Origin of the sequence: Acinetobacter sp. RRD8, from assembly GCF_031844225.1 — a bacterium.
Taxonomy (GTDB): domain Bacteria; phylum Pseudomonadota; class Gammaproteobacteria; order Pseudomonadales; family Moraxellaceae; genus Acinetobacter.
The window spans coordinates 1-26,947 of the sequence record NZ_JAUZUU010000013.1; the positions used below are offsets into that span (position 1 = coordinate 1).

Here is a 26,947-nt window from a genome sequence, read left to right on the forward strand (position 1 = left end):
GCTACCAAAATTCACCTTCCCGGGTGGCTCATTGATTGGTGATGATGCCGGTTTCCTGAACTTTGCCAAGATTAAGGGTTCTCATACGGCAATGAAATCCGGCATGCTTTGCGGTGAAGCGGTATTTGAAGCCATTGCTGCGGGTGTAGAAAAAGGCGGTGATCTGGCGGTGGCACGTGTTGTAGAGGGCGAAGATTTCTTTGTTAAAGAATTGACCGCGTATACCGACAAGTTCAACAACAGCTGGCTGAAAGAAGAGTTATACAACTCGCGTAACTTCGGTCCTGCAATGCACAAGTTCGGTCAATGGATCGGTGGTGCATTCAACTTTATCGATCAGAACGTGTTTAAAGTTCCGTTCACCCTGCATGATCTGGTTCAGGATCATGCTGCGTTGAAAACCCAGGCGGCTGAAAGCTTCAAGCCAAACTATCCGAAACCGGATGGCAAGCTGACCTTTGACCGTCTGTCTTCGGTGTTTGTATCGAATACCGTGCATGAAGAGAACCAGCCAGCACATTTGAAACTGACCGATGCTTCAATTCCGGTAGAAGTAAATCTACCGAAATGGGACGAGCCTGCGCAGCGTTACTGCCCGGCGGGTGTTTATGAGATCATGGAAAATAATGACGGTTCCAAGCGTTTCCAGATCAATGCAGCCAACTGTGTACACTGCAAGACCTGTGACATCAAGGATCCGTCCCAGAACATCACCTGGGTGACACCGGAAGGTGGTGGTGGTCCGAATTACCCTAACATGTAATTTGGATAGTTCTTGCGCAGCAGTGCTGTTCATATCCGAACATTTAATCTGATTATCAGATAAAAAATAAACCCGCTTTTAAGCGGGTTTATTTGTGGATAAATATTTAAAATTTCAGTTCTTGCCCATTCATCTATTTAATTTCACAGATTTGTGGAGTTTTATTTCCTAAATAGGGACAGATCATTGAGCTCATCTGTCGTTTATCTCTTTAGCCGCCTTTCTTCACTAAATAATGAAATTCTTTATTGCCATTTTCATCCAGACGTTCTTCCTGCAATAGCAACTCATGCCCCAAATGCATACAGAATTTTGGAATATCCCACGACGTTGAATTATCCGTGGCAAACACCTCAACCACATCACCTGCCTTGGATTTACGGATCGCCTGATGCAACATCATCACTGGCTCAGGACAACGCAAACCTCGGGTATTCAATTGCAGACTTGGAATAATTTCAGTTGGGGACATCGATAGACTCAGGATGGAAAGACTGCCATATTTTAGCATAAAGCTGCGATTACATTGCTGCTTTGCATACATGGCCAGTTTTAAAATCAGCGCTGACTCACGCGATCAAGACTGCGCATCATATTTACAATAGACAAGCGTATTTTCTGCGGTATGATAAAACCACGTTTTTTTAGATATTAAGAGTCTTCAGGAAAAATCATGCACGAGGAATCAGGCCCGTCGTGGGGTATGCGCGGCTTACGCAAATGGCTGGGAACTGCACCCGAAACTCGCGACGAACTGCTAAAATTAGTACAAGATTCACGTCGATTTTTAGAACCCGATACTGTTGCCATGCTTGAGGGCGTTCTTGACCTCCCGGCAACCAAAATTCGTGAAGTCATGACGCCTCGCACGTCCATGATCAGCTTACAGGAAGATGACCAACTGCTGGATATCCTGCATGTGCTGGTCGAGTCTGCGCATTCACGTTTTCCGGTATTTTCATCCGATCAGACCGACAATGTAGTCGGCATTCTATTGGCCAAGGATTTATTGCCTTTTCTAACTGAACCGACGGCCAAAGTCGATATTCGCGCGCTTATGCGTCAGCCTTTATTTGTTCCGGAAAGTGCCCGCTCCGATCAGGTGCTGCGCATGTTAAAGAATACCCAGACGCATATTGCGGTGGTGATTGATGAATACGGTACGACTTCGGGTCTGGTGACACTGGAAGATATTCTGGAAGAAATTGTCGGTGAAATTGAAGATGAACATGACAATGCTGACGAAGAAGCATACTACATTGTTCCGGATAACGACCCGACTACCGCCAATACCTGGGTAGTCCAAGCCCTGACTCCGATTGAGTATTTCAATAATATGCTGGATGCGACTTTCCCTGATGATGAAGTGGAAACCATGGGCGGCTTGTTATTACAGGAAATTGGTCTGGTGAGTGACCTTGAAGGTCAAACCATTGAACTGGAAAACTGGCAATTTACCATTCTTGAGGCGGATTCACGCTCTATTCATCTAATTCGAGCCGTGCGCCAATGAGAGCGTATTTCGATAAGCTGTTGAGTTCGTCTCAACAGCAAAAACCTTTGCCGCTAATCTATCCTGTTTTAATTGCCTTATTTGCAGGTGCCATCTTTAGTTTAGCACTAGCCCCTTATCATTACTGGTGGCTGGCGATTCTGTCTCCAGCACTGCTCTATGCTTGCCTGCGCGGACGTAGCGCAAAACAGGCCTTTGGCATTGGCTGGGCTTATGGGATCGGCTTGTGGTTTGTCGGCGCATTCTGGCTGTATACCTCGATTCATGTCTATGGCGATACCAGCGCATTTCTCAGCGTTGTAATGATCCTGATTATGGCACTGGTGATGGGACTGTTTAGTGCCGTTCAAACGTTTGTCTATCGCCGCTTTTTCCCAGAAACCCCTTTAACCTTTGCCCCGCTCTGGGTGCTGTTTGAATGGTCCAAGACTTGGGTCTTTACCGGTTTCCCGTGGCTATTTGCTGGCTATGCCTTTACCGAACGCTACTTGGATGCTTATGCGCCTTTATTCGGGGTGTTCGGGGTGTCTTTCGTGGTGATCATTCTGGCCTGTGCACTGGTTGAAATTCTGAATAGACGCCTGTTCTGGGCTATTCCTTCGGCAGTTTTATTACTCGGTGCCTGGGGCGCAGCACAGCTGACGTTTGTTGAGCAAAAAAATCAAAAGCCTTTAACGGTTTCCCTGATTCAGGGCAATATTCCGCAAGACTTGAAATGGCTAACTGAATATCAGGTGAAGACCTTATTGATTTATGCCAATTTGAGTAAAACCGAATGGGGCCGTGATCTGATCGTCTGGCCGGAATCTTCGATTCCCATGTTCCAGACTGATATTGAAGCCTTTCTGGAGGCCATGAAAGTACAAGCTGAAAAATCAGGCACTGCATGGGTGACCGGCATTCCATATTGGGATTTAGCCGAATCGCAGACTGCGGGCTATCCAAAATATTACAATAGTATTATGGCCAGTGGCGATGAATCCGATGGCCTATACAAGAAGCAACGACTGGTTCCCTTTGGTGAATATATCCCCTTATCAGGCTGGCTGAGCTGGGTCTTGCCAGGTCTGCAAAATGATCCTTCCATGAGTGGTTTTACCCGGGGCGCAGATCATCAAAAACCATTGAATGTGAAAAATCATCCATTGGGTTCTGCAATTTGCTATGAAGTGGCCTACCCGAATTTGACCCGTCGCAATGCCAGCCAAAGTGATTTTCTGGTGACCGTGTCTAATGATGCCTGGTTTACCGGCACGGCAGGACCATTACAGCATCTGCAAATGGTGCAAATGCGTGCTAAAGAAAATGGCCGCTGGTTTATTCGCGCCACCAATACCGGTGTAACCGCCTTTATTGACCACAATGGCCACATCGTAAAAAAAGCCCCGGTGGATCAGGAAGCGGTATTACGTGGTGAACTTCCAGCCATGCAGGGCGAAACGCTGTATATGAAACTCAGTGATTGGCCAGTGATGATCTTCTCGGTTCTGCTTTTGCTTATTGGATGGCGCTTCCGTCCACGTAAAGTGGATGTTAGCTTTAAGTCAAGAAGATAATTTCTTCAAGTCCTTCTTTTACAAAGGGGGACTTAGGAGGATTCCTGAATATAGCATTTTATCAACCCCTCCTAAGCTTCCTTTACGAAAGCGAAGAACACTCAAGGCAATAAAAAACCGAGGTCACAGCCTCGGTTTTTTATCTCTTTAAAACTTAAAACTGTATAGCCAGATAACACACCATACTGGCAAGAGACAACATCGGCACATGACGATACAGGCTAACCAGTGTCTGCTCAAATGCTGAACCTTGTTCGGCTTGAATGCGGATTACACTCGCATTTAATGCTGACCAGAAACACAGGACCAATAAACTGCTCATCAAGCTGATAGCAAAAAAAGCCACCATAATCTGGCTGCTGCCTTCGGTGCTCTGCCATAAATGGACAATACCCTGACTGATCGGCAACATGCTTAAGACCAGAAGAACAGATTTCAGCATCGACCAATGAAATTGATTGATTTCATCTCCCAGAATAAATGCTTTCATGTGCTTCTCCGTTGGCGAGTCAAGTGCCATTCAGATCATTATGAGCTTTTTTAAATAAATAGAAAGTTTATGTTTATTCATATTTTACGAGAATTGTAATAGATAAATATGGGAATAATTCTTATTATAACTCGCATATCAATTTTATTATTGCATTATTATAAATATCATTAACTTACATTATATTTAATAATTAAGAGTTATTATCACTTCACTTCGTATTGAAATAGCCTATTAAGTGAAGTGATATATGCCATCTATCGAGAATTTATAATGATTCTCAATTAAGGCTGATAATAAATATCGGCATCTGTTCCTTCACCACCCGATTGACCATCTGCACCAAATGAATACAGATCGAAGCTGCGACCATCGGTACCCGGAATCACATATTGCAGTTCATTATCCCAGCTGTCTTTTGGAAAACCACCCTTGACATAACCGCCTGGCACCCAGTTTTTTGCAGTCGCTGGCTGATTCACCAGTGCATCCAGACCACCTTCCTGCATACTTGGATACTTGCCATTGTCCAGCTTGTATTGATCCAGTGAACCTGCAATGCTTTGTAACTTGATCACGGTGGTATCGACTTTGGCCTTTTCACCACGTCCCATCACGTTCGGAACGATCAGCGCAGCAAGCACACCGAGAATAACAATCACCACCATGACTTCGATTAAGGTAAAGCCCGTCTGTTTATTTAATTGATTCCTTTTCATTCAATCTCTCTCATTTATTTGCATCATTCAGAATTTCCACTTGAATCTTGATCACAGCAAAATTCTAACTGGCTTCTGTTTAAATCATATTATTCATATTCACAATTGGCAGCATCACTGCAATCACAATGACCAAAACGATACTGGCCATCAGTACCAGCATTAAAGGTTCCAGCAAGGCCAGTAAAGTTGAAATCAGGGTGGTCACTTCGCGATCCTGCATCTGTGAAGCACGTTCCAGCATGCGGTCCAGTTCACCGGATGCTTCACCACTTTTGATCATTTGTACCATCATCGGCGGGAAATAACCACTGCGTTCCAGTTGGGTTGCCAGGTTACCACCTTCAGTGACTTTTTCCGCTGCCAGATTGACAGAATCCCGGATCACCCAGTTGTTACTGACTGCGGCACCAATCCGCAATGCATCAACCAGAGGCACGCCAGACTGGGTCAAAATGGATAAGGTACTGGCAAAACGTGCGGCATTAATCCCGCGTGACAATTTGCCGAATAAAGGCAATTTTAAGGTCAGACGGTCAAAGGCATAATGCCCGGCGGTGGTTCTTAAAAACCGGACCAACAGGAAAATCCCCAAAGCACCACCGATCAATAAAAATGGCCAGGCAATGCGGATGAAATCACTGGCTTTCATCAAGGCCACAGTAATCCACGGCAAGGCGTCTTTACTCTGATCAAAAGTCTTGACGATATCCGGCACCACATAGGTCATCAGCCCCATCACAATCGCAAAGGACATCAGCATCAGAATAATCGGATAGATCATTGCACCTTGAATTTTTTTCTGCATGGCAAACCGGTTTTCGGTATAGTCAGCCAACTGATCCAGAATCAGGTCCAGATGTCCGGAACGTTCACCGGCAGCAATTGTGGCAATATACAGTTCAGGAAAACGTCCGGATTGCTGCAGGCCCTGCGCCAGACTATGCCCTTCCAGCACTTTTGAGCGCACTGACATCAGCAGGTTTTGTACATGTACTTTTTCGCTTTGCTTGCCAACAGCACGGATGGCTTCTTCCAATGGAATCGCGGCGGCGACTAGCACGGACAGCTGCCGGGTCATGAGAGCCAGATCATAGGCGGTAATACTTTTTTCAAACCATTTTCGACGATGCTGCTGGTCTTTTTTTTCAACAGGATCAACAGAGACAGGAATAAGTGCTTTATCCCGTAATTGTTGCCGGATCTGACGTGCAGAATCCCCCTCCAGCACGCCTTTTTGCTGCTTTCCTGAAGCATCAAGCGCAATAAACTGATATGCAGGCATTGTAATGCTCTAATTTTCCAAAATTTTGCTCAACGCTGTTGCGTCAGACCACCGAAATCATTCATATTCTTTGATATAAATTATCTACTCACTCTAACATAATCGAACTTTAAGCACGACGAAATTTCTTCAGGATCTCCACCCCAAGATATGCAAAATTCCCACACCGATTTAAGTTCAATTTATCGCGTACGCGTTGCTGTACCTGTGCATGTATTTGATTGTTTTGATTACACGATGAGTGCAGAACAATTTAAACAGGCACAGATTGGCGCACGTGTAATGGTGTCATTTGGACGTCAGAATCTGGTCGGGGTGATTATCGAAAAACTGTCCGCAGACACTCCTCTCGATCCGCGCTTTAAACTTAAGGCAGTGACCGAACTACTTGATGAACGTGCCATTATAGATAGCAAAGTTTTAAGTTTGTTGACATGGTCAGCGCAGTATTATCAGTTCCCGATCGGTGAAGTCGTTCACAGTGCCCTGCCAACTCTCCTGCGTCAGGGTAAGCCTTATAACCTGCTAGCTCGTACCTGGAAATTGCTGGACCCTGATGCCGAGGCCAAAGTACGCCGTTCGGACAAGCAGCAGGAAGCCTACCGGATTTTAAAACTGCATCCGGTCGGGACCACTGAAAATGTGCTGAATATGGCCGGGATTGAAACTGCGACCTTAAAAGCACTGGAGAAAAAAGAGATTTGTGCCTGTGTGCTGGAGCCACAAGATTTCAGTCCACAGCCGATGCAATTGGCACAGATGCCGCTAACGGCCAATCCTGAACAAAAATATGCAGTCAAACAGGTATTAAAATTTCGCAATCAATATCAGGCTTTTTTACTGGATGGTCTGACCGGCAGCGGTAAAACTGAAGTGTATTTGCAGATCATGGAGCAGGTACTAAAACAGGGCAAACAGGTGCTGGTGCTGGTACCGGAAATTGGCCTGACACCGCAAACCATCAGCCGTTTTCAGTCCCGTTTTCATTGCCATATCGCACTGCTGCACTCCGGCCTGAATGATTCCAAACGGCTACAAGCCTGGCAATCGGCGGAAACCGGCAAAGCCTCGATTGTGCTTGGTACACGTTCTGCCATTTATACGCCAATGCCGAATCTAGGCCTGATCATTCTGGATGAAGAACATGACCTGTCCTTTAAACAGCAGGAAGGCTTCCGCTATCATGCCCGAGATGTCGCTCTGTACCGCGGCCATTTACAGCAATGTCCGGTAATCTTAGGGTCAGCCACACCAAGTATTGACAGTTATGCGCTGGTGGAACATGGCAAGATGCAGGTACTGGAGCTGAACCAGCGTGCCGGTACTGCACTGATGCCAAAAATCCACATTCTAGATTTAAAAGTTGCGCAAAAAAAGCATGGGATTAGCCTGCAATTGATTCAGGACATCAAAAAGCGTCTGGAGAAAAAAGAACAGGTGCTGATTTTTTTAAACCGCCGTGGCTATGCCCCCGTTCTGCTTTGTGGCAGCTGTGGCTGGCAGGCGCAATGTCCGCACTGTGATGCCAACTTCACTGTACACCGTCAGCCTTATCAGCATCTGCATTGCCATCACTGCGGTACTATTCACCGTATGCCGGAACACTGCCCGCAATGTCAGCATCAGGAACTGGTTACACTGGGTATGGGCACCGGCAAAGTCGAAGAACATTTAAATGAGCTATTTCCGGATTTTGAGGTGATTCGGGTCGATCGCGATTCCACCAGTCGGGTCGGCAGCTGGCAAAAAATCTATAACAAGATTCAGAAAAGCGAACCGGCGATTCTACTCGGCACCCAGATGCTGGCCAAGGGGCATCATTTTCCTTATGTGACGCTGGTGGCGATTCTGGATATTGATTCCGGTCTGCTGAGTGTGGACTTCCGTGCTACTGAACGGACTGCGCAACTGATCGTGCAAGTGGCTGGCCGTGCCGGACGTGGTGAACATAAAGGCGATGTTTATCTGCAGACCCTCAGACCTGATCATGCCCTGCTGAACACCTTAGTGAATGAAAATTATCGCGTATTTGCCCAGCAGACCTTAAAAGAACGGCAGATGGCCAGAATGCCGCCCTACCGTTATGCCATCCTGATTCGCTGTGAATCCAAGGATCAGGCACAAAATACCGAATTCTTACAGAAACATGCAGCACTCCTCAGGCAATATCCTGATCTGGCGCTGGACATCTGGGGACCAATTCCTGCGCCAATGGAACGTAAGGCCGGACGCTATCAGTCGCATATGGTGCTATTGTCAGCGGATCGTCCACGTTTGCATTACTATGTGCGTAGCTGGTGGCAAAACATGCTGCAGGACAAACCTTCTAGCATGAAGCTCACGCTGGACATCGACCCTCAGGAACTGAGCTAAAAGATATTGCGCCTGAGGATCGATCTGGAATACGAAACTGCAAGTCTGGATCAAGAATAAATTTAGGGCAGGAAAATGTCGATACTGTTACAAATAACACTGGTTCTGGTCATTGCACTGTTGATAGTGCCACTGAGTAAAAGGCTCAGATTGCCAAGTGTGCTGGGCTATCTGTTAACAGGGATCATCTTAAGTCCAAGCCTTTTGCACCTGATTCAGACACCCGAAGTCATGAGTAGTTTCATGCAAGTCAGCCTGATGGCACTGATGTTCTGGATCGGCCTGCAACTCAGACCACAACGCATTGTGCAGATTAATCCCTCCCTGTGGATGATGGCTGCTTTACAGGTACTAATCAGCACCCTGATTTTCACGCTCATGGCCTGGGTTTTCCTTCAGCAAAGCCTACTCGCCAGCATTGTAATTGGACTCGCCGGCAGTTTGTCCGCCCTGACTTTGGTGCTTCAACATCTCAATCATCAGGAACAGTTCGCCACCAGCTATGGTCAGCAAGCCTATTCGATTCTGCTGATTCATGCTCTGTTGGCCATTCTGGTGATTGCAGCCATTCCCTTATTTGCCGGGATTCGCTCGACCGAACATGGCGTGGCCTACTTTGCTGCCCTCATCGCGACGTTAAGCGGTCTGTTCCTGTGTAATCGTTACTTGATGCAGCCGTTGTATCGCTGGATTGCTAAAAGTGGCAGTCACGAACTGCATGCGATTGTAGCGATTGCGGTGACCTTGGCATTGTTGGTGTTAATGAATACCCTCGGCCTGAATCTATTTCTCGGTGCCTTATTTGCCGGCATTTTACTGGCAGATTCAGATTTCCGGCCTGCGGTAGAAAGCGCGATTCGGCCTTTTCAGGGTCTGTTGATGGGCCTAGCCTTTATCAGTCTGGGCATGTCACTGCACTTAGCTGATCTGCTCAATTTCCCCTGGATGATTCTCGGTGGCACCCTCATTTTAATCTTGGGCAAGTTTGCAATCAACCTGGCATTGGCGCGTTATCATCAAAATAGCTGGCGCAATAGCACCTTGTTAGCAGCCAGTCTGGCACAAGGTGGCGAATTTGCTTTACTGGCACTGGTGATTGCGGTTTCCGACCAGATTATTGCGGCTGATCTGCTCTCTCCCTTGCTGTGGATGGTGAGTTTTTCCTTGCTGCTGACCCCCGCATTTTATTGGTTATTGCACAGTCAGATCTTACCGCGTCTGGATCGCCACAATCATCTGGCAGCGACTTTTGAAACTGATATTAATCCTCAAGCCCATACACCAATCCTGCTGATTGGCTTTGGCCGCTTCGGGCAAATTATCGCCCGGATTTTACTGCAGCAGCAACATGCCTTTAGTGTCATGGACAGCAATGTGCCAGCCACTGAACTTCTGGCGCAGTACGATATCCCTTTCTATCAGGCGGATGCAACAGAACCCGAAGCCTTGATACAGACCGGTATTGCCACAGCACAACAGGTGATTGTGGCGATTGACGATATTGAAGACTCAATGCTGATCGTGCGGCATCTGCGGCTGAATTATCCTGAAACCTGTTTATGGGTCCGCGCCCGTGATCGACATCATGTGCATTTATTGCAGGATTTGGGCGTGAAACATATCTGGCGTGAAACTTATCTTTCCGCCTTGGAACTCAGTCAAGCCTTATTAACCCAGCTCAATCCTGACCCGGAAGAAAGCCTGCAACAGATTCAAAACTTCCGTGAACAGGATGAAAAGTTGCTCAATAGTCAATATCATCTGGATCCGGATGAACATCCAAATTATGAAAATCAGCGCAGCAGTTTGGCTGAACTGGAGCATCTGTTTACCCAGGATCAACGCCATAAAGTGCAAAAACAGGCTACACCGCAGCAACAGGATACAAACGGCGCAGGAATTGATACGTTAAGAGATGAACTGTCCTAACTTGTGTTTTACAATAATGACACCATTAAAGCAGGGTTATGGAGAATTTTATGTCTGATTTACGCCAACGCTTTTTTATTGAAGATAGCCCTGTTCGTGGTGAAGTGGTGCATCTTGAAGAAGCTTTACAAACCATTTTAGCGCAACGTGACTATGCGCCTGCAGTTAAAATCCTGCTAGGTGAAATGCTTAGTGCCACTGCACTGCTGGCCAGTACATTGAAGATTAAAGGGCGTATCAGCCTGCAAATTCAGGCATCGGGCACATTTAAATGGGCTATGGCTGAATGTAACCATTTGGGTGAAGTTCGCGCTCTGGCTGACTATGAAGAAGATCCGCACTTTCTGGTCGGTGAAGACAGTAGTACAGTGTTGAAATCACTCACCTCTCCGGTTCTATTCATCAATATCGAACCAGAATTTGGTGAGCGTTATCAGGGGATTGTACCCCTTGATAAAGAAAATCTGGCGGGCTGTCTGATGCAGTATTATGACCTGTCTGCACAGATTCCGACGCGTATTGTACTGGCAAGTGACCATCAGCGTGCAGGTGGTTTACTGATTCAGTTATTACCACGTAATAGTGAAGAAGAACAACGCCGGGTAGATGAAGATCTATGGCCACGTCTGACCATGCTCACAGAGACTCTAAAAACTGAAGAGTTAGTCGGTTTGCAAGCCACTGATATTCTGTACCGTTTATATAACGAAGAAGAAGTGCGTCTGCCAGATACGGAAGTGTTGAAGTTTGGTTGTACCTGCTCTAAAGAGCGTTGTGCAGTCGCTTTACAGCAAATCGGAATAGAGTCGATCCGTGAAACGCTGGAATTCCAGAATCCGATCGAGATGGACTGTCAGTTCTGTAATAGCCAGTATACCTTTACCGCTGAAGAAGCCTTGGGTCTATTTGGTAAACACCTGAGCTAAGCAGTTCTAATCCTTAAGTTTAAAAGCATTCCCCGGAATGCTTTTTTTGTATTTTAACACCTGGTCGACTGAGCTCAACAAAGCGTATTCCCCTACAGTAGAAAACCCGTCTACTCCCTGAATCAAACTCTCCTGTGAATCCAATCTAAGAATCCCTGTTGAATTATAAGACTATTCACACTAACAAAACCTGAATATTCATCATTTTCAAAAAATTATGAGAAAGACTGCACAGTTCATACTCTTGATTTAATTATGCTTTTAAAATAAATTAGAGTAATAATTCTAAAATGAATACATCATCAATTTAACAGGTATGTTATGAGAAAATTATTGAATACTCTAGTAATGGGGATGAGTTTGGCCGCAGTCTCTAGCCTGGCCTTTGCCTATGAAGATCCGTTATTGGGTAAATGGAAAACCATCGATGATCAATCGGGTTATTCTCGTGCGGATGTAGAAATTCGCAAGAAAGCAGATGGCAGTTATGAAGGAGTGATTGTCGAAACACGCAGCTTGCCTGGCGCAGAAAAAATGGGGATCTGTCATAAATGTCCAGGTCAGCTCAAGAACAAACCTTTTCTAGGCCTGCCGTTTATCTGGGATTTTAAGGCAGATCCGAAAAAGCCGCGTGAATACCATGATGGCAAAGTGCTTGATCCGATCAGTGGCAAAGTTTACAAAGGTAAAGCACGCTTAAGTGCTAATGGTAAACGTCTGACCTTGCGTGGTTATGTGGGGGTATCGGTAATTGGTCGCAGTGTTACTTGGGTAAAATATTAATTTCAGAAAGATTTTCAAAGCCCCTATATCAGGGGCTTTTTTCTTTGTCATGATTTGAAACAATAAGGTACAAATAAAAACTGTTTTGGAGCAGGCAAAGTCATAATAATGGATCGAAGACGGTTATTTTTTATCCACTTATGATGATCAATCTTCAGCCTCGTTCAATTTTGCCCTCTGGTCTGCTTTGCAGCCCTAATATGGCGCCCTCTATTCAACACAGGAAAGTGATTGAATACGCTTTGTCGATAACACATAAAATTATAAAAACAACTTCAGCTTTAACCTTCTTTGCCTCGCATGCTGCTGATAGATATCCGGTCAGACCGACTGATCCATCAACTACTGGCACATCCCGACTCTTCACTCATGATCATTTGAGTCATCACTCTGAGTCTGCATGTCCAAGGATTGGAAAGCGTTCTATTTTAGCACCTTCCCTTTCTCCGGATTTTGCACACTTGGCTGTTTAAGGAGTAGACCCATGACTACGATTCAGTACCAAGAAAGTTTTTCCCACGGTTATACCCCCTCAGAAATTATGGACGATCGTTCATTTGACTTGATCCACTTTGCAGAAGCCTGTGGACAAAGCCCGGAATGGGTCATGCAGTTAATTGAACATGGAATTTTACCCAATCGTTCCACAACCCCGACCAGCACTTTCCTCGGTGAAGATATCTCGCGTGCACAACGCGCCTATCGCCTGCAACGCGATTTTGATGCCTCATTTAGCGCCGTTGCCATGATGCTGGACCTCATTGATGAAGTGCAGGAGTTACGCCGCGAGGTCAAACATTTGCACTTCAAGTAAATCCTTTTCATGTTCTGTCGATCTGCATTTTTCAGTGCAGATCAGAACATATTTATATTTAATTTTATGATTAGAGTATAAGAATCCCTATGAAAACCAAAGATTGCAATAAGAAAATCAAATACATGTTTCCCGAATACCGCGACTTGATTGTGCAACTTCGCGAGGAAAATCCCTATTTTGCCAAGTTATTCGAGGAACATAACGAGTTGGACAAAGAAATCAGCCAGCTTGAACTTGATCCAGTCAATCATATCAACAATGATATTGAGGCGATCAAGCGTAAAAAACTGAAATTAAAAGATGAAATTTATCGTTTGTTAAAAAGCTCTGAAGCAGATCCCTTAACCTGAGATCAACTGAACACCACATTCAGACCAATACTGAAGCATAAAAAAAGCCCTGAGCCAGCCAAAATAAACACTTTGATCAAGCTCAGGGCTTTTTTATTGTTATTCACATGAATTTTCCCATGTGAATATTTTTAAGAATTAAACTTGTTCGATGTCTTTCATCGTTAATTTAATACGGCCACGGTTATCAACATCCGCAACCTGTACTTTTACTTCCTGACCTTCTTTCAATACATCTGCCACGTTCGCAATGCGTTCGTTTGAGATTTGAGAGATGTGAAGTAAGCCATCAGTACCTGGCAGGATATTTACGAACGCACCGAATTCAACAATACGAATCACTTTACCTGTATAAATTGTACCTGGCTCGATTTCAGCCGTAAGTGCCTGAATCTTGGCAACTGCAGCTTGCGCAGCCGCTTTAGTTTCACCAAATACGCGAACTGTACCGTTATCTTCGATATCAATCGCCGCTTTAGTTTCTTCAGTAATTGCACGAATGGTCGCGCCGCCTTTACCGATCACATCACGGATTTTATCCGGGTTGATGTTGATCACCTGGAATGTCGGTGCGTGCATCGAAATTTCAGGACGCGCACGTGAAATCACCTGGTTCATCTCATTCAAGATGTGCATACGACCCGCATAAGCCTGATTCAATGCAGATTCCATGATCTCTTCAGTGATACCTTCGATCTTGATGTCCATTTGTAGCGCAGTAATACCGTTTGCAGAACCAGCTACTTTAAAGTCCATGTCGCCCAAGTGATCTTCATCACCCAAGATGTCAGAAAGAACTGCGAAACGCTCGCCTTCTTTCACTAGACCCATCGCAATACCTGCAACTGGTGCTTTAAGTGGAACACCAGCATCCATCAATGATAATGAAGCACCACATACAGACGCCATTGAAGATGAACCGTTAGATTCAGTGATGTCAGATACGATACGGATCACGTATGGGAAGCGGTCAGCCGCAGGAAGTACAGCTTGAACACCACGACGTGCCAGACGACCGTGACCGATTTCACGACGCTTAGGACCAGATTCACGACCCGTTTCACCTACAGAGTATGCAGGGAAGTTGTAGTGCAACATGAAGTTGTCAGTTTTGGTACCTGCAAGAGTATCAACCATCAACGCATCACGTGTATTACCCAAAGTCGTTGTGACCAAGGCTTGAGTTTCACCACGTGTGAACAATGCAGAACCATGAGCACGATCTAGAACGCCTACTTGTACGTCGATTGCACGAACAGTTTTGGTATCACGACCATCAATACGTGGCTTACCAGACAGGATGTTGTCACGTACGGTACGGTATTTAAGGTCTTCGAACAGCTCATTTACTTCTTCTGCAATGCCAGTTTCGTCATTTTCAGGAACGAACTGTGCAACTGCTTCTGCATAAAGCGCGTCAAGTGCCGCATAACGGTCTTGCTTAACTGCAATCGTGTAAGCTTCAGAGATTTTCGCTTCGAATGCTTCTTTCAATTTACCAAGAAGTTCTTCGTTTTTAACTGGAGCAACCCAAGTTGATTCAACCGCGCCTGCAGCTGCAGCAAATTCTTTGATCGCCTGGATCGCAATTTGCATTTCGTCATGACCGAACAATACAGCGCCCAGCATTTGGTCTTCTGAAAGTTCTTTCGCTTCAGATTCAACCATCAATACTGCAGTTTCAGTACCAGCAACAACAAGATCAAGATCAGACTCTTTAAGTTGTTCAAGGTTTGGGTTCAGGATGTATTCACCGTTGATTAAACCAACGCGCGCGCCACCAATCGGACCACGGAAAGGTGTACCAGCAATAGACAATGCAGCTGAAGTACCCAACATTGCAGCAATGTCAGCATCCATTGTCTTATCAGAAGAAATAACAGTGGCTGTTACTTGAATTTCGTTGAAGTAACCTTCTGGGAACAACGGACGAATTGGACGGTCAATCAGACGTGAAATCAAAGTTTCAGCTTCAGACTGACGGCCTTCACGCTTGCCATAACCACCCGGGATACGACCAGCAGCATATTGCTTTTCTTGATAGTTTACAGTCAATGGGAAGAAGTCTTGACCTGCTTTTGCTTTAGGCTGTGCCACAACAGCGACAAGTACTTGTACGCCGCCCATGGTGATCACAACAGTGTTTGCCTGACGGGCAACACGACCTGTTTCCAAGATAACGTTGTGCTGACCGAATTGGAATTCTTTACGAATAATATTAAACATTGACATGTTTTATTTTTTCCTAGTTCTTGTGAACAATTATTCTAGTGGAGACCCCTAAGGTTTGGCATTCATGACCATATGGACGAGTAAATGACAAAGCTTAGAAGCCGACCTCACCAGATTAAATACTATTTTTAAACACAAAGAAGGAGCGAAACATTCGCCCCTTCCACTGGCTCAGCGCAAAGCTAAGCCGACTTTAGTTTTCAGTAATACAGCACAAAGCATGCAATACACCCGAAAATAAAGTTTAAATCGAATTAACGACGTAAACCTAAAGCACCGATCAATGCTACATAACGACCGTGGTCTTTACCGTTAAGGTAGTCAAGTAGTTTACGACGTTGGTTAACCATACGGATTAGACCGCGACGGCTATGGTGGTCGTGTTTGTGCTCTTTGAAGTGACCTTGTAAGTCATTGATTTGAGCAGTTAAAAGAGCTACTTGAACTTCTGGTGAACCAGTGTCGTTTTCAGCGCGAGCGAATTTAGCCATGATCTCTGCGCGATCTGCGTTAGTTAAAGCCATTCGATTTCTCCGAGATGCTTGTATATTTTGATAAAAATCAAAGTGATGAGAATTCAAAACCTTGACTGCCGTGCATCACTACAGCAAGTTGCATATTTTAAGGGAAAACGCATCAAATTGCAAAAATAGATCCAGATTTTTGCATGGTTTTGGTTGCTCATTGATACAGCTCAGATCCGATGACTCTTGTTCCTTAAAGATTCAGGTTTTGCATTATTTTAATGAAATAAATCCAGAATAAATTAAATATAGAAACTCCTTTGAAAAGCCCGCAAACCCTTTAGCTCGCTTGAATCTTCAGCTACTCCCCATAGAAAATGGATAAAAAAAAGCCCGAGTAAACTCGGGCTTTTTGGCGCTGTAGTTCTTTCTCTTATCATTATTATTTATTTTATTATTATGGCGTTTTACGCTTATTATTATTTTCAAACATCCTGTTGAAAAATCATCTTCCTTGTGTGGTAGATTTTGCCATATTCCCACCAGACAACTAGAGGTATTTGCCTCATTTTGCTGTAAGCCATTTCGTACATCACAGGGTGAAAATTTGCATAATGTTACACAGCTCTCGTTTTATTTAACGCTATTTACTTAAGTTTACTGGCTAGGGCTGAAAATTTTTGCTAAGAAATTAGGATAAAAATCCAGCAAGCTTCCTATAAAAAAATCAGGATATAAAAAAGCCTTGTAGTCTCTCCCAAAACTACAAGGCTTAGCGGCTGTAAGTTTCCTCTTTCACTTACTTCACTGTAAGTTCGCTGTCTACCGACATTATTATTATCATTATGCGATTATGCTCAACTTTCCGTGTTGAGTTATTTTGTAGAACCAATCTTCTCAAAAACCGAGCAAAAGCTCTATGCGTCAATTTCCTGAATCCTTGTAAGCTTTTACCTACAAGATTTGATTATTTTTGCCAATTAAATTACTAGATTGTTCAATGATTTTTTGGCTCAAACCACTTTTCCGGGTAGTTTTAACACAAAGTGCTTGTGTAAAAGCATCATAATCTACCAATAAACTGACCACTTTTTTGGCTCGAGTAATTGCAGTATAAATCAACTCTTTGCTCAATAAATTTTTTGCATATTGATCCAGCACCACTGCCGTATGGGAAAATTCTGAACCTTGAGATTTATGAATGGTCAGCGCAAAAGCGGTTTCAATACTTTTAGGTAAACGGGTGGCTAATACCCATTTTTCCAGACTCGGGAAATACACTTCAAACTGACGTTGACCAGATTGCTCACGTAAAAAACAGATACCAATATCACCATTGGACAGGCCCAACTGATAGTCGTTATAGCTCATCATGACGGGTCGTCCGACATACCAGTCGCCCTGTTTCAACTGACCTTGGGCTGCTAAAAAACGTTGTTCAATCTGTAGATTGATCTTGAGCAGCCCCAGATCACCAGAACGGATTGCCGTTAAAATACGGTAATCATCAAAAGTTTTGACCACCTGTTGCACATAGTGTTCAAAATCAGCTGAGTTTCGTTCTGTTTTTATGGCCTGTACATAAGCCTGATAACCATACATCAGCTGGTCATAATACTGATTCAAATTATGCGCGGTCTGTTCGGCACCAGCGAGCAGGTATTGTAACTGCAACTGGTCGATCTTCACCTGATCCAAATCGATCGCCTGTAACTCACTGGCTGCCACGATTTGCTGCTCAAATTTTTGCAAGACGTGAGAAGGCTCATGATTCTGCTGGATAAACTCCGCTATTGCGCCAATCTTGGCCCCTGGCGCAAAACGTCGTGTGGTGATTAAATTGACTCGGTTATCTTCCAGAGTCACTACTTGCTGTAAATCTGCCAGTACCGTTCCGACATCCACAGAAGCCAGCTGGTCTGCATCACCGAGTAAAATCAGCCGTGCATGAGACGGTACGGCGGCCAGCAACATCTGTGACAGATTCAAATCCAGCATCGAGGCTTCATCGACCACAATCACATCATAGGGCAAAGGTTGTTTGGCATGAAAGCGTGGCTGTCCGCGAGTACCCAAACCCAATAAGCGATGTAGGGTGACCGGTTGTAACTGTTTTAAGGGTTCTAGCTCAAACTGTTGTAGAGCTTCACTGTGCAAGGCTTTTTGCAGTGCTTCTTTCATGCGCTGTGCGGCCTTTCCGGTAGGTGCTGCCATGGCAATCCGGATATTTGGCAAGGCTTCATGCAGGACCGCAATCATATGCGCCAAGGTATAGGTTTTACCGGTACCCGGACCGCCGGTAATAATATTCAGCGCCTGCCGCGCAACCATTTCCAGTGCCAATTTTTGCTGTGGATCTGACAATAAATTGCGATTACGTTCGGATAAATCAATAGCGGTAACCGGTTGGGCTTTAATCCGAGCAATATGTGAGGCTACCGCCTGCTCCAGCTGCCAGTAACGGTACAAATATAAATGCTGATCTGCACAAATAAATGGTGCAATTCCTGCACTCTGCTGACGGCGGTCTAGAACCAGATTATGTAATAAGGCAACCTGCTGAGGATCAACTTCGATACAGCTATCCCCCGCCTGCATCGCTTCAAGCAATTGCTGGATCAATAATTTTGCTGCCGGATCAAATGCAGCTGTACTGAATGGAGGCCGACACAGATAGTCAATCCAAGCCATTAAATTGGAGTCTTGCTGCGACACGTGATTCTGCTCATTTTCCACACAGTTATCCTCAAAGTTATCCACAGGATAGTTTTCTGTTTAATTTCTATATATTTTATAAAACTGCAAAATCATGCTGATTTTTTCTGCTCAAAATAGCCCAGGATTTGATCCAGTTTTTCTATGAATTCAGTGTCCGGTTGCCAATGATAGGCTCCTTGCTGCGTCTGACCATTCATCCCGCGCAAATACAGATAGGTTGCGCCGCCCAGATGCTGCTGAATCGAATAGCCCTGCATATTGGCACTCAGATAACGATGCAGCGCCACCAGATACAGAGCGGCCTGCAACCAGTAACTAGACTGGCTCATATTCTCCTGAATCGCCTCAGCGCTATATTGCTGCTGATCAGGGCCGAGAAAATTACTTTTATAATCGGCAATATGGTAACGCTGGCCATCAAAATACACCAGATCGATGGAACCGGTCAGATATCGCGCCGACTTGGCTTCATTAAAATCGCTCATGACCATGTCATGTTCGAGAAAAAGCTGATGGATTTGCCAAATCTGCAAAGGGGCATCGGTCAAGGACAGATAAAAAGGAAATTCTGACAGATACTGTTTAGCCTCCAGCTGTGCCAACGCAAAATCTGCCTGAATCGGGGTAATAAGAATATCACGCACCCAGTCATGCATCAGGTTCAGCAAAATATCTTCTGTGATCTCGTCCAGCAATCCCTCAAAAGCCGTCTGGAAAATACTGTCCACATTCAGCGATTCAGTGCTTGCAGAGCGTATGAGCTGAGCTATTTCCTGTTCAAAAAACTGGATAAAGGCGTCATCCTCCAGCCCATCGAAATACACCTGAAACTGATTTAAAAATTCCAACAGAGCCGAACGCTCGAGCTGCTGTGCCGAGTGAAACAGCTGCTGCCATTGCTGACGATAAGCTTCACTTTGATCATGCAGGCGAATTCCGGTCAATAACTTATAGTTCAGGCTGGACAATACGCGCTGCATACTCTGACGCAATTCCTCGGCTTTGAAATCTGTCTGAGCTGCTACCTGAAACAGGGTGCGCAAATTCACCACTGCTGTCTGATAATGTGGGAAAAAAGCCTGTTCCAGTACACTACGTATATGAAAAGCCTGTTCAAATTTTTCTTTCAGTTCCTGCCAGATTTGCGGTGCGGTATTTTTAAAACGGCGCCGGATTTCCAGATTCCAGTAACTGCTGTCCTGAAAATCAATATGTTCAAAAATGCTGTGTAGGAATGTTCCGGCTACGGTACCTTTAGGAAAATTCAGCCTAATCCAGTCTAAAGGCACGGCTGCTGGCTGTTCTTCCAGATCTGTAAAATGAATTTCATCAGCGGCACTATCGGGCTGTTCAGAAGCCGTGACCAGATTGTCCTGCAAGATATGTCCATGTAGCTGATGCTGTGACAAGGCAGTAAAACTGGTTTTGGTTCGCGGATAAAACTGCCGCTCTGGCAAAGGTTGCGCCCGCATTTCAATCTGATGATGGTTCGACTGCTCGACCAGACGCGGTGGTTCCTGAGACAGAGACGGCTCGACCAGACTTAAAGCATGTTGAAACAGTTGATCTCCCTGACCACGCCAGAAGGCCAGCCCGGAATCGGACTGTGCATTCTGGTCCTGCAGCATGGCATATACCCGGTGACTGGCACGGGTCAGCGCCACATACCAGAGCCGGTGGTTTTCGGCAGCATTACGCGCTGCGTTCTGCAGAATCGCCTGCTCATGCAAATTCTTGTGATTGACTGCAATCACCCGGGATTGTTCTAGAATATTGTCCTGTTCAGGCGCAGACAGGGAAAAATTCAGGTTGCCTTTATTCACATCAAAAGCAGCATCTGCTCCCAATAAAAACACCACTTTAAATTCCAGCCCTTTGGAAGCATGAATGGTCATCAGCTGCACTCCATGATCCCCAGACAGCTTGCGTTCTTTTTCACTGTCCTTGCCTGAAGGCGACTGAAGCTGGCGCAAATACCAGTGATAGAGTTTTTGCGCCCCCTGATAATATTCACTCTGCTGGCTCAGCATCTCGGTCAGATGGCGCAGATTGACCACCACCCGCTCATTGTCCAGACTTTGACTGGCCACCAGATTGGTCCAGACCTGAAACAGGTTCAGTGCATAATTCCAGGCGGTCAAAAAGCCTTTCTCAAACCACATTTCCCGAATTATATCCAGATCCGCAATATAGCGACTGAGGCCTTCACTCTGGCTTTGCAAATCAATCAGTTTTTTCAGATTGAAGCCCAGCAGACGGGTTAGTAAAGCCCGCTTGACCTTGGCCTCATTGAAAGGATCCATGATCGCCGTCAATACTGCCGCGACATCCTGAGCGATTGGACTGGCAAACACGCTCTGTTTGGATTCTTTATAGCAGGGAATGCCCATACGCTGCAGACGCTGCTTCACCTGTTCCAGAGCAAAATGCCCAAATCCCAACACGGCAATATCATCTGCGCTCAGGCTTTGCTGATGCTCTTGCTGCTGAAAGTACAGTTGCTGCTGGGCAGACTGATTCAGCAATGCACGGATTTTCCAGACCGCCTGATCTGCTTCCACATCCGATTCACCCAGCTGAATCCAGCGTAATGGCTGCGGGTTACATCCCCCACTATCGATGAGATCCGGATGCGGACGACTGCCCGCCTGAATCAGGGTGTACTGCACCTGTTCGCCAAAATCCATTTGCCGCTGGAACAGCGCATCAACCACTTCTACGAGCGGTTTGACTGAACGATGGTTCTGCATCAAGGTATATTCACGACCCTGCTTGTGGCGTACGTCAGCGTGTGCCTTGTTATAAGTCAGCATGTCGCCGCCGCGGAAACCATAAATTGCCTGTTTCGGATCACCGACCATAATCATGCAACCGGACTGCACCCGGTTGGCATCACGCCAGATCTTGGCCAGCAGATCATCCTGATCCTGATTGGTGTCCTGAAATTCATCGACCAGAATCAGCGGATAACGTGCCTGCACAAACTGGGCAAAACGCTGCCCCTGCTGGCCTTGCAATGCTTCTGCCAATGTACGGATTTGCTGGGAAAAAGTGGTTTCACCCTGCTGCTGCAAGGTTTGCGGCAAACGGGTCTGCACACTTTGAATAATATGAAATTCCAGATAGGTGGTAAGCTGTTGCAGCTGCTCATCCAGATACTGTTTGACCTCACACAGCGCATCAATTGCCACGATCAGACTATGTTGCAAAATCAGCTGCTGCTCTGCATCCGGACAGCTTTTGTTAAAGACCTGAGTAGTCGGCTGGAAATCGGTTTTCTTGCGGCGCAAATGGCACAGATTCAGTAAAATCGGCTGCAATTCAGCATCAAAGAAACTCATGCCACCCTGATTTTTCAGGGCTGCGCTCCAGGTCATAAAGTTTTCACAAATTTCGGTTAACTTGGTCAAAAAACTCTTGTGAAAATACTTCGGACTTTCCTGACAATAACGCCGCATGACGGCAAGATCATGCTCCTGAATACTCACTAATTGACTGATGCAGGCTTCCAATTTGTTCAGGTCACATTCAGCCAGTTCGATCTTGCGGAAATGCTGCTTGCTGAAATTCAGGGCATCACGCACCAGCCCGGTATAATGCTCCACCGGTTTCAGCAGATTCTGAACATACAGATGATTGACCATATATTGCGGCTGCTGCTGAATCCAGTCACGCAGCACATCATGAATCAGCTGCTGAATATACAGATCCTGATCTTCGGTCAGTTCTGCACGTTCAATCTTGCCACTTTCAAAGGCAAATTCACGTAACAGTTTCTGGCTAAAGCTGTCCAGGGTGCCGACAAACAGTTCATCCAGCTGGTTTAGCACCAGACGTAAACGGCGACGGGCATAATCCAGCCGTGAACCATAATCTTTCAGTACCTGCTGAAATAAAGGATCGGTTTCATTCTGGATTTTTGCTGCGATTTCAACTGAATTGAGCTGCTGATGACGCTGGATATAAGCCAGCGTTTCCTCGACGCGAAGCCGTACCCGGTTTTTCAGTTCAGCCGTGGCCTTACGGGTAAATGTCGTCGCAATCACCTGATGCGGATAATACTGGTCCAGAAAAATCCGCACCATCAGACTGGATAGCGTATAGGTCTTGCCGGTGCCTGCCGAGGCTTCAATCCAGTGTAGGCCCCGAAACTTCATGTCCTGAATCGGATTGGTAGAAATGGCTGTTTGCGTCTGCTGCTTTAAGAAAGTCATACGGCTATTTCACCCATTCCAGATGTTGATGAATTGGTGCATACAGGCCATGGGCAAAATCATGACAGCAGTTTTGCAAGGCCAGATCCGGATCCTGATCTTGCAAAATAAATTGCCAATCCTGATGCAAGACACTAGATTCATTCGAAGTCAATGGCTTAGCTGTTTTAGGACTATAACTGTTGTTCCAGGCTTCCAACAATTCCTGCATTTCCACAATGGTCATTTTACCCTGTCCATTCTCGGCCCACTGCCACTCTTTTTTCATCAGTAATTCTGCCGGCAAGACCAGCGGCTGCTGTTGACCAATTTCCCAGGCCTTTAACCAGAGCTGCAAATACTCATGTGCCTTGCTCGAACTCAAGCCAGAAAACTTCAGGGTTTTATTACTGAAAATGACAATGCGCTCCAGTTCTGGTGAGCGTGCATCATCATTTAAGTAAGCCAGCCACAGCAGATACTCCAGCCAGACCTGGGCACGGCGTTTTTCCGAGGCCGAAGAGGATTGCATACTCAGCCAGTAGCTGCTGTGTGGAACCTGAGGCACGTTTATATGAATGATCAGTTCAGGACTGAACTGCAGGGATTGTTGGGTGACTGGCGTCAGTTCTTTGCCCAACTGTAGCAAACGTTCTTGCAATAACTGCTGTTCCTGCTGGCTGCCCAGCCAGGTGGCTTGCTGGGTTTTGCCCACCGGCAAACGGTCCAGCATCAGGTTCGGCTCAATCTCCTGCTCTTGTTGCAACAGGAAATCCCGCACCTGATACTGTTCCAGCTTGTTCAATAATAAGGGTTCCCGGGAACTCGGCAAATCGGCATAGCGAATCGTGGAAACCCCGACACTTTTCAGGAATAGACGTGCCGGGAAAATCATATCGCGGATCCATTCATCACCTTTGAGTACCCGGATTTCTTTTTGTTCTAGTGCCGGATAATGTGCATTAATCCAGCTGCTGCGTTTGCCTTCGGCGCTGCGGATATATTCTGCCACTGCAAACCACTGATCCTGATAACGTGGTGTCTGCATATCTGCGAATCCGGCCGGATCAAAAGGCTGCAAGGGATGTACATGATAAAGCTGCTGGATATGTTGAGCGACCGATAGACCATGAATATCCACCATCGGATCGACTTCGACATCCGGCTGTTCAGACTGGCAGATCAGCGCGATATGTTGAACCAGTTCCTGCAAGGCAGTGGATGGATCGCGAGCCTCACCATCCTCCAGATCAAAGCCATTATAGAACAGCCATAGATTTTCCTGTGCCAGCAGCAAGGCATCCAGAAAGGCGCCCTGCTCGTCATCCAGACGGGAACGGTCACCGAGTTGCGGCTTCAGGCTACGCATCAGGTCAAACGGAACCTGTTGATTACGGCTCGGAAATTTACCGCTATCCAGATTCAGCATCACCACCAGTTTATAAGGCAATGGCCGGATCTGACCAATCTGGCTAAAAGTAATCTGTCCGGTCGGTTCGGCCTGATCCAGCTGCATCTCCAGGGTATTCTGAATTTCTTCCAGCACATAAGGCAGAGGCAGACTGAGTGCCACCAGTTCCTGACTGGCATGCGGATCATCCTGGTCATGATAATCGGCCAAGGTCAGCATCCGCATTTGCTTGTCGATAATCTCGGCAACGGTTTTGAGCGATTCCACGCCAGCATCACGGAACTCGTTCAGATCGGCGCGCAGATATTCCAGCCAGGTTTTGACTGGCGTGCGCTGTCCAGTTTCATGCAAAGTCAGCCAGTCACGGCGCTCTACCAGATCCTGATAAATCCGGATCAGGGTGGATATCAAGGGAAAATCACTGGTCAGAACCTTGGCATAACTCAAGGTGTCCTGAAACAGGGTATGTTCAGGAATCGCCAGACCCAACGCCAGACGGTCCAGCGCGAATTTAAAGCTAAACCGGTAATCCTCATCGCCTGCGCTCAGACTTTGCTGTAAATGCTGCTGGTCCAATCCACGCTTGAAGCCAGCATCTGTCAGCAATTGTAACATCCGCTCTACCTGACTATAGTCCAGACCATAATACTGCTGGGTCGCATTCAGGCTGAGCCAGTCGGCAAAGTCCTCAATACTGAAACGGCGCCGTACCCACTGAATCCGGCCCAGTACCGCGCGCCAGGCATTGCTGACATCCAGACGCGACACCCCGGCAATCTGGATCGGTAAATACAGGTTATCTTTTTGCAGGCGTTTGCTGCCGGTTTCGCGCTCACGCGGTGGTGGCGCAAAGACACTGCGAATTGCCGGTTCCAGTTCTTTCAGACTTGGCGTCAACACCAGAATATCACTGGGCTGACGCGGCGCTTCTTCATTACCTTGAGCCAGCCAGTGAATCAGTTGTTCTTTGAGAACTTCCAGCTGACGTAATGAAGAATGACAGACATGAATCTGTACCGAATCATCATCAGGGCTTAAAGCATATTGATGCTGCTCGGGCTCGAGCAAATACAGGATATCCGACTGGATTTTGGCCAGCAGCCTGTCCTGATATTCATCGACAAAGACATCGGCCCAGAGACCCTCTTCCCCCGAAGACAGTTTAGAGAGTAGAGAAAAATGATCCCGTGCCTGCTTGCCGAATCGGGTCAGGAGCGGATGCCGCGATTCCCGGTCTTCGGCATTAAAGTTCAGCTGCTTGATCCTGAAATCTTTTATTTCCGCATCATTCGGTTTACGTTGACGGGTTTTTTCAAAACGCTGAATAAAGCGCTCTTCCCGCTGCAAATCAAATCTGGCTTTCCAGTCCGGATCGACACTGTCGGCCCAGTATTCCTGCGAGGGGTTGAATTGAAAAATATAGATATCAATGTACTGGCCCAGACGGCGTAAAAAATCCAGCTGGCTCGGTGGCAATTCTAACAGGCTAAATACCACAATCTGGGCCGGTAGTCGTTTTAGAGCCTGGGCGCGGGTTTCTGCATTCTCCAGCCGCTCCCAATACAGGCGTTCAATCTCCAGGATTTTGGCATAGTCATCCTGAAATACATGCTGCCACAACCAGCGCTGCCAGGCTTCCAGCTCACGCGCCTGAGTCTTGACGAAATCGGCCACCTGCATCTCATGGCCATTTTCATCTTTGGGGCTATAGAGCATCTGTTCGATATCGAGCGCAATATCCTGTCCCCAGGCCTCGAGCCAGTTACTCGGACAACTGCAGTTGTTTGGAGGACAGTTACGCGCGCAATAACCGCGATAATCCATATAATGACTGAACAAACGTGACACCTGCTCCGCCACCCAGTATAGCATGCTCTGTTTTTTCAGCTGTTTTTCTGTGCCCTGTTCCAGCCGGTCGGCACTGTCATAAATCCGCTTCACAATGGAATACAGTGGATGATCGACATCTAAAGGAATCTGTTCAGGCAGAATGCATTTTCGCAGCGCCTGAAACACGCGCCATTTGATGATAATGCGCGGAATATTGGCTTCACGCACCTGTTCCACTTCTTTAGGCGCATTCAATACCCACTGATAAGAAGTCCATTGAAAGGCGCGAATCCGGTGATGAAACTGGGTATTGGCACTAATGCCTTTTTTCTCGGCAATTTTCTGGGTCAGCCAAGTTTCTACTGCCGGAGATGGCACAATAAAGTGCCGGGTTTGTAACACCTCAAATGGATTCCGGGCAGTTTGGTTGACAATACGCAGCATACTATCCAAAAGCACATCAATACGTTGACTCTGAATAACATGAATGGCCATTGGTTCCCCTGAACTGCTGAATGTGGTTTTTACTACAAAACGATAAAGATTATTTACTATACATCCCGAGCGCTCTATGACACTTTAAAACCACACTTCA

General features: G+C 46.1%; 18 protein-coding genes. 9 read left to right on the forward strand and 9 right to left on the reverse strand.

Annotated features, from left to right (window positions below):
- Positions 1-763 (forward strand): 4Fe-4S dicluster domain-containing protein (locus Q9R24_RS11410; RefSeq protein ID WP_311204563.1); only part of this gene is annotated, 763 nt, incomplete at its 5' end.
- 211 nt (positions 764-974) lie between these two features.
- Here Q9R24_RS11410 and tusA read toward each other — a convergent pair.
- Positions 975-1,235, reverse strand: coding sequence for a sulfurtransferase TusA (gene tusA / locus Q9R24_RS11415; protein ID WP_004729361.1), 261 nt, complete (start codon positions 1,233-1,235; stop codon positions 975-977).
- A gap of 201 nt (positions 1,236-1,436) precedes the next feature.
- Between tusA and Q9R24_RS11420 the strand changes: the two genes are divergently transcribed.
- The gene (locus tag Q9R24_RS11420; protein WP_004278564.1) at positions 1,437-2,276 is read left to right on the forward strand and encodes an HlyC/CorC family transporter; all 840 of its coding nucleotides are present in this window, start codon (positions 1,437-1,439) and stop codon (positions 2,274-2,276) included.
- Positions 2,273-3,832, forward strand: coding sequence for an apolipoprotein N-acyltransferase (gene lnt / locus Q9R24_RS11425; protein WP_005261637.1), 1,560 nt, complete (start codon positions 2,273-2,275; stop codon positions 3,830-3,832). Before Q9R24_RS11420 ends, lnt begins: the two co-directional genes overlap by 4 nt.
- 154 nt (positions 3,833-3,986) lie before the next feature.
- Here the strand turns inward: lnt and Q9R24_RS11430 are convergent, their stop codons facing one another.
- The 3 genes from Q9R24_RS11430 to gspF form a co-directional block, all read right to left on the reverse strand.
- Positions 3,987-4,322, reverse strand: coding sequence for a hypothetical protein (locus Q9R24_RS11430; protein WP_121980075.1), 336 nt, complete (start codon positions 4,320-4,322; stop codon positions 3,987-3,989).
- Between the two features lie 284 nt (positions 4,323-4,606).
- Positions 4,607-5,041, reverse strand: coding sequence for a type II secretion system major pseudopilin GspG (gene gspG / locus Q9R24_RS11435; protein ID WP_004278567.1), 435 nt, complete (start codon positions 5,039-5,041; stop codon positions 4,607-4,609).
- A gap of 79 nt (positions 5,042-5,120) precedes the next feature.
- Positions 5,121-6,326 (reverse strand): type II secretion system inner membrane protein GspF, encoded by a 1,206-nt coding sequence (gene gspF / locus Q9R24_RS11440; protein WP_311204562.1) that lies wholly within the window; start codon positions 6,324-6,326, stop codon positions 5,121-5,123.
- Between the two features lie 150 nt (positions 6,327-6,476).
- Here gspF and Q9R24_RS11445 point away from each other — a divergent pair, with 150 nt between their 5' ends.
- From Q9R24_RS11445 to Q9R24_RS11470, 6 genes are all read left to right on the forward strand, one after another.
- Complete coding sequence (locus tag Q9R24_RS11445; protein ID WP_311204561.1) at positions 6,477-8,699, forward strand: primosomal protein N'; 2,223 nt, start codon at positions 6,477-6,479, stop codon at positions 8,697-8,699.
- Between the two features lie 75 nt (positions 8,700-8,774).
- Positions 8,775-10,628 carry a cation:proton antiporter gene (locus Q9R24_RS11450; RefSeq protein ID WP_311204560.1) on the forward strand — a complete coding sequence of 618 codons (1,854 nt, stop codon included), beginning with the start codon at positions 8,775-8,777 and terminating at the stop codon, positions 10,626-10,628.
- A 50-nt stretch (positions 10,629-10,678) separates the two neighbouring features.
- Positions 10,679-11,554, forward strand: coding sequence for an Hsp33 family molecular chaperone HslO (locus Q9R24_RS11455; protein WP_004278571.1), 876 nt, complete (start codon positions 10,679-10,681; stop codon positions 11,552-11,554).
- Between the two features lie 321 nt (positions 11,555-11,875).
- On the forward strand, positions 11,876-12,337 hold the full coding sequence (locus tag Q9R24_RS11460) for a DUF2147 domain-containing protein (protein ID WP_004647343.1): 462 nt from the start codon (positions 11,876-11,878) through the stop codon (positions 12,335-12,337).
- A gap of 484 nt (positions 12,338-12,821) precedes the next feature.
- Positions 12,822-13,151, forward strand: a complete 330-nt coding sequence (locus Q9R24_RS11465; RefSeq protein WP_004278573.1) for a chaperone modulator CbpM — start codon at positions 12,822-12,824, stop codon at positions 13,149-13,151.
- Between the two features lie 89 nt (positions 13,152-13,240).
- Positions 13,241-13,504 carry a YdcH family protein gene (locus Q9R24_RS11470; protein WP_004729352.1) on the forward strand — a complete coding sequence of 88 codons (264 nt, stop codon included), beginning with the start codon at positions 13,241-13,243 and terminating at the stop codon, positions 13,502-13,504.
- Between the two features lie 138 nt (positions 13,505-13,642).
- On the opposite strand, the gene pnp is transcribed toward Q9R24_RS11470, so the two are convergent.
- From pnp to Q9R24_RS11495, 5 genes are all read right to left on the reverse strand, one after another.
- On the reverse strand, positions 13,643-15,730 hold the full coding sequence (gene pnp, locus Q9R24_RS11475; RefSeq protein ID WP_171054287.1) for a polyribonucleotide nucleotidyltransferase: 2,088 nt from the start codon (positions 15,728-15,730) through the stop codon (positions 13,643-13,645).
- Positions 15,731-15,990: 260 nt separating this feature from the next.
- The gene (gene rpsO, locus Q9R24_RS11480) at positions 15,991-16,260 is read right to left on the reverse strand and encodes a 30S ribosomal protein S15 (protein WP_004278577.1); all 270 of its coding nucleotides are present in this window, start codon (positions 16,258-16,260) and stop codon (positions 15,991-15,993) included.
- Between the two features lie 894 nt (positions 16,261-17,154).
- Positions 17,155-18,936 carry an exodeoxyribonuclease V subunit alpha gene (gene recD / locus Q9R24_RS11485; RefSeq protein ID WP_311204559.1) on the reverse strand — a complete coding sequence of 594 codons (1,782 nt, stop codon included), beginning with the start codon at positions 18,934-18,936 and terminating at the stop codon, positions 17,155-17,157.
- A gap of 71 nt (positions 18,937-19,007) precedes the next feature.
- Positions 19,008-23,132, reverse strand: a complete 4,125-nt coding sequence (locus Q9R24_RS11490; protein ID WP_311204558.1) for a UvrD-helicase domain-containing protein — start codon at positions 23,130-23,132, stop codon at positions 19,008-19,010.
- Positions 23,133-23,136: 4 nt separating this feature from the next.
- Entirely contained in the window at positions 23,137-26,847 is a 3,711-nt protein-coding gene (locus tag Q9R24_RS11495; protein WP_311204557.1) for an exodeoxyribonuclease V subunit gamma, read from the reverse strand.
- Between the last annotated feature and the right edge of the window lie 100 nt (positions 26,848-26,947).

What these genes read in the sequence shown, in the direction of transcription:
- Q9R24_RS11465 (WP_004278573.1), top strand. Translation starts at nt 12,822, where the DNA reads ATGACTACGATTCAGTACCAAGAAAGTTTTTCCCACGGTTATACCCCC.
- gspG (WP_004278567.1), bottom strand. Translation starts at nt 5,041, where the DNA reads ATGAAAAGGAATCAATTAAATAAACAGACGGGCTTTACCTTAATCGAA.
- lnt (WP_005261637.1), top strand. Translation starts at nt 2,273, where the DNA reads ATGAGAGCGTATTTCGATAAGCTGTTGAGTTCGTCTCAACAGCAAAAA.
- tusA (WP_004729361.1), bottom strand. Translation starts at nt 1,235, where the DNA reads ATGTCCCCAACTGAAATTATTCCAAGTCTGCAATTGAATACCCGAGGT.
- Q9R24_RS11430 (WP_121980075.1), bottom strand. Translation starts at nt 4,322, where the DNA reads ATGAAAGCATTTATTCTGGGAGATGAAATCAATCAATTTCATTGGTCG.
- Q9R24_RS11450 (WP_311204560.1), top strand. Translation starts at nt 8,775, where the DNA reads ATGTCGATACTGTTACAAATAACACTGGTTCTGGTCATTGCACTGTTG.
- gspF (WP_311204562.1), bottom strand. Translation starts at nt 6,326, where the DNA reads ATGCCTGCATATCAGTTTATTGCGCTTGATGCTTCAGGAAAGCAGCAA.
- Q9R24_RS11455 (WP_004278571.1), top strand. Translation starts at nt 10,679, where the DNA reads ATGTCTGATTTACGCCAACGCTTTTTTATTGAAGATAGCCCTGTTCGT.
- Q9R24_RS11495 (WP_311204557.1), bottom strand. Translation starts at nt 26,847, where the DNA reads ATGGCCATTCATGTTATTCAGAGTCAACGTATTGATGTGCTTTTGGAT.
- pnp (WP_171054287.1), bottom strand. Translation starts at nt 15,730, where the DNA reads ATGTTTAATATTATTCGTAAAGAATTCCAATTCGGTCAGCACAACGTT.
- Q9R24_RS11490 (WP_311204558.1), bottom strand. Translation starts at nt 23,132, where the DNA reads ATGACTTTCTTAAAGCAGCAGACGCAAACAGCCATTTCTACCAATCCG.
- Q9R24_RS11445 (WP_311204561.1), top strand. Translation starts at nt 6,477, where the DNA reads ATGCAAAATTCCCACACCGATTTAAGTTCAATTTATCGCGTACGCGTT.
- Q9R24_RS11460 (WP_004647343.1), top strand. Translation starts at nt 11,876, where the DNA reads ATGAGAAAATTATTGAATACTCTAGTAATGGGGATGAGTTTGGCCGCA.
- rpsO (WP_004278577.1), bottom strand. Translation starts at nt 16,260, where the DNA reads ATGGCTTTAACTAACGCAGATCGCGCAGAGATCATGGCTAAATTCGCT.
- Q9R24_RS11420 (WP_004278564.1), top strand. Translation starts at nt 1,437, where the DNA reads ATGCACGAGGAATCAGGCCCGTCGTGGGGTATGCGCGGCTTACGCAAA.
- Q9R24_RS11470 (WP_004729352.1), top strand. Translation starts at nt 13,241, where the DNA reads ATGAAAACCAAAGATTGCAATAAGAAAATCAAATACATGTTTCCCGAA.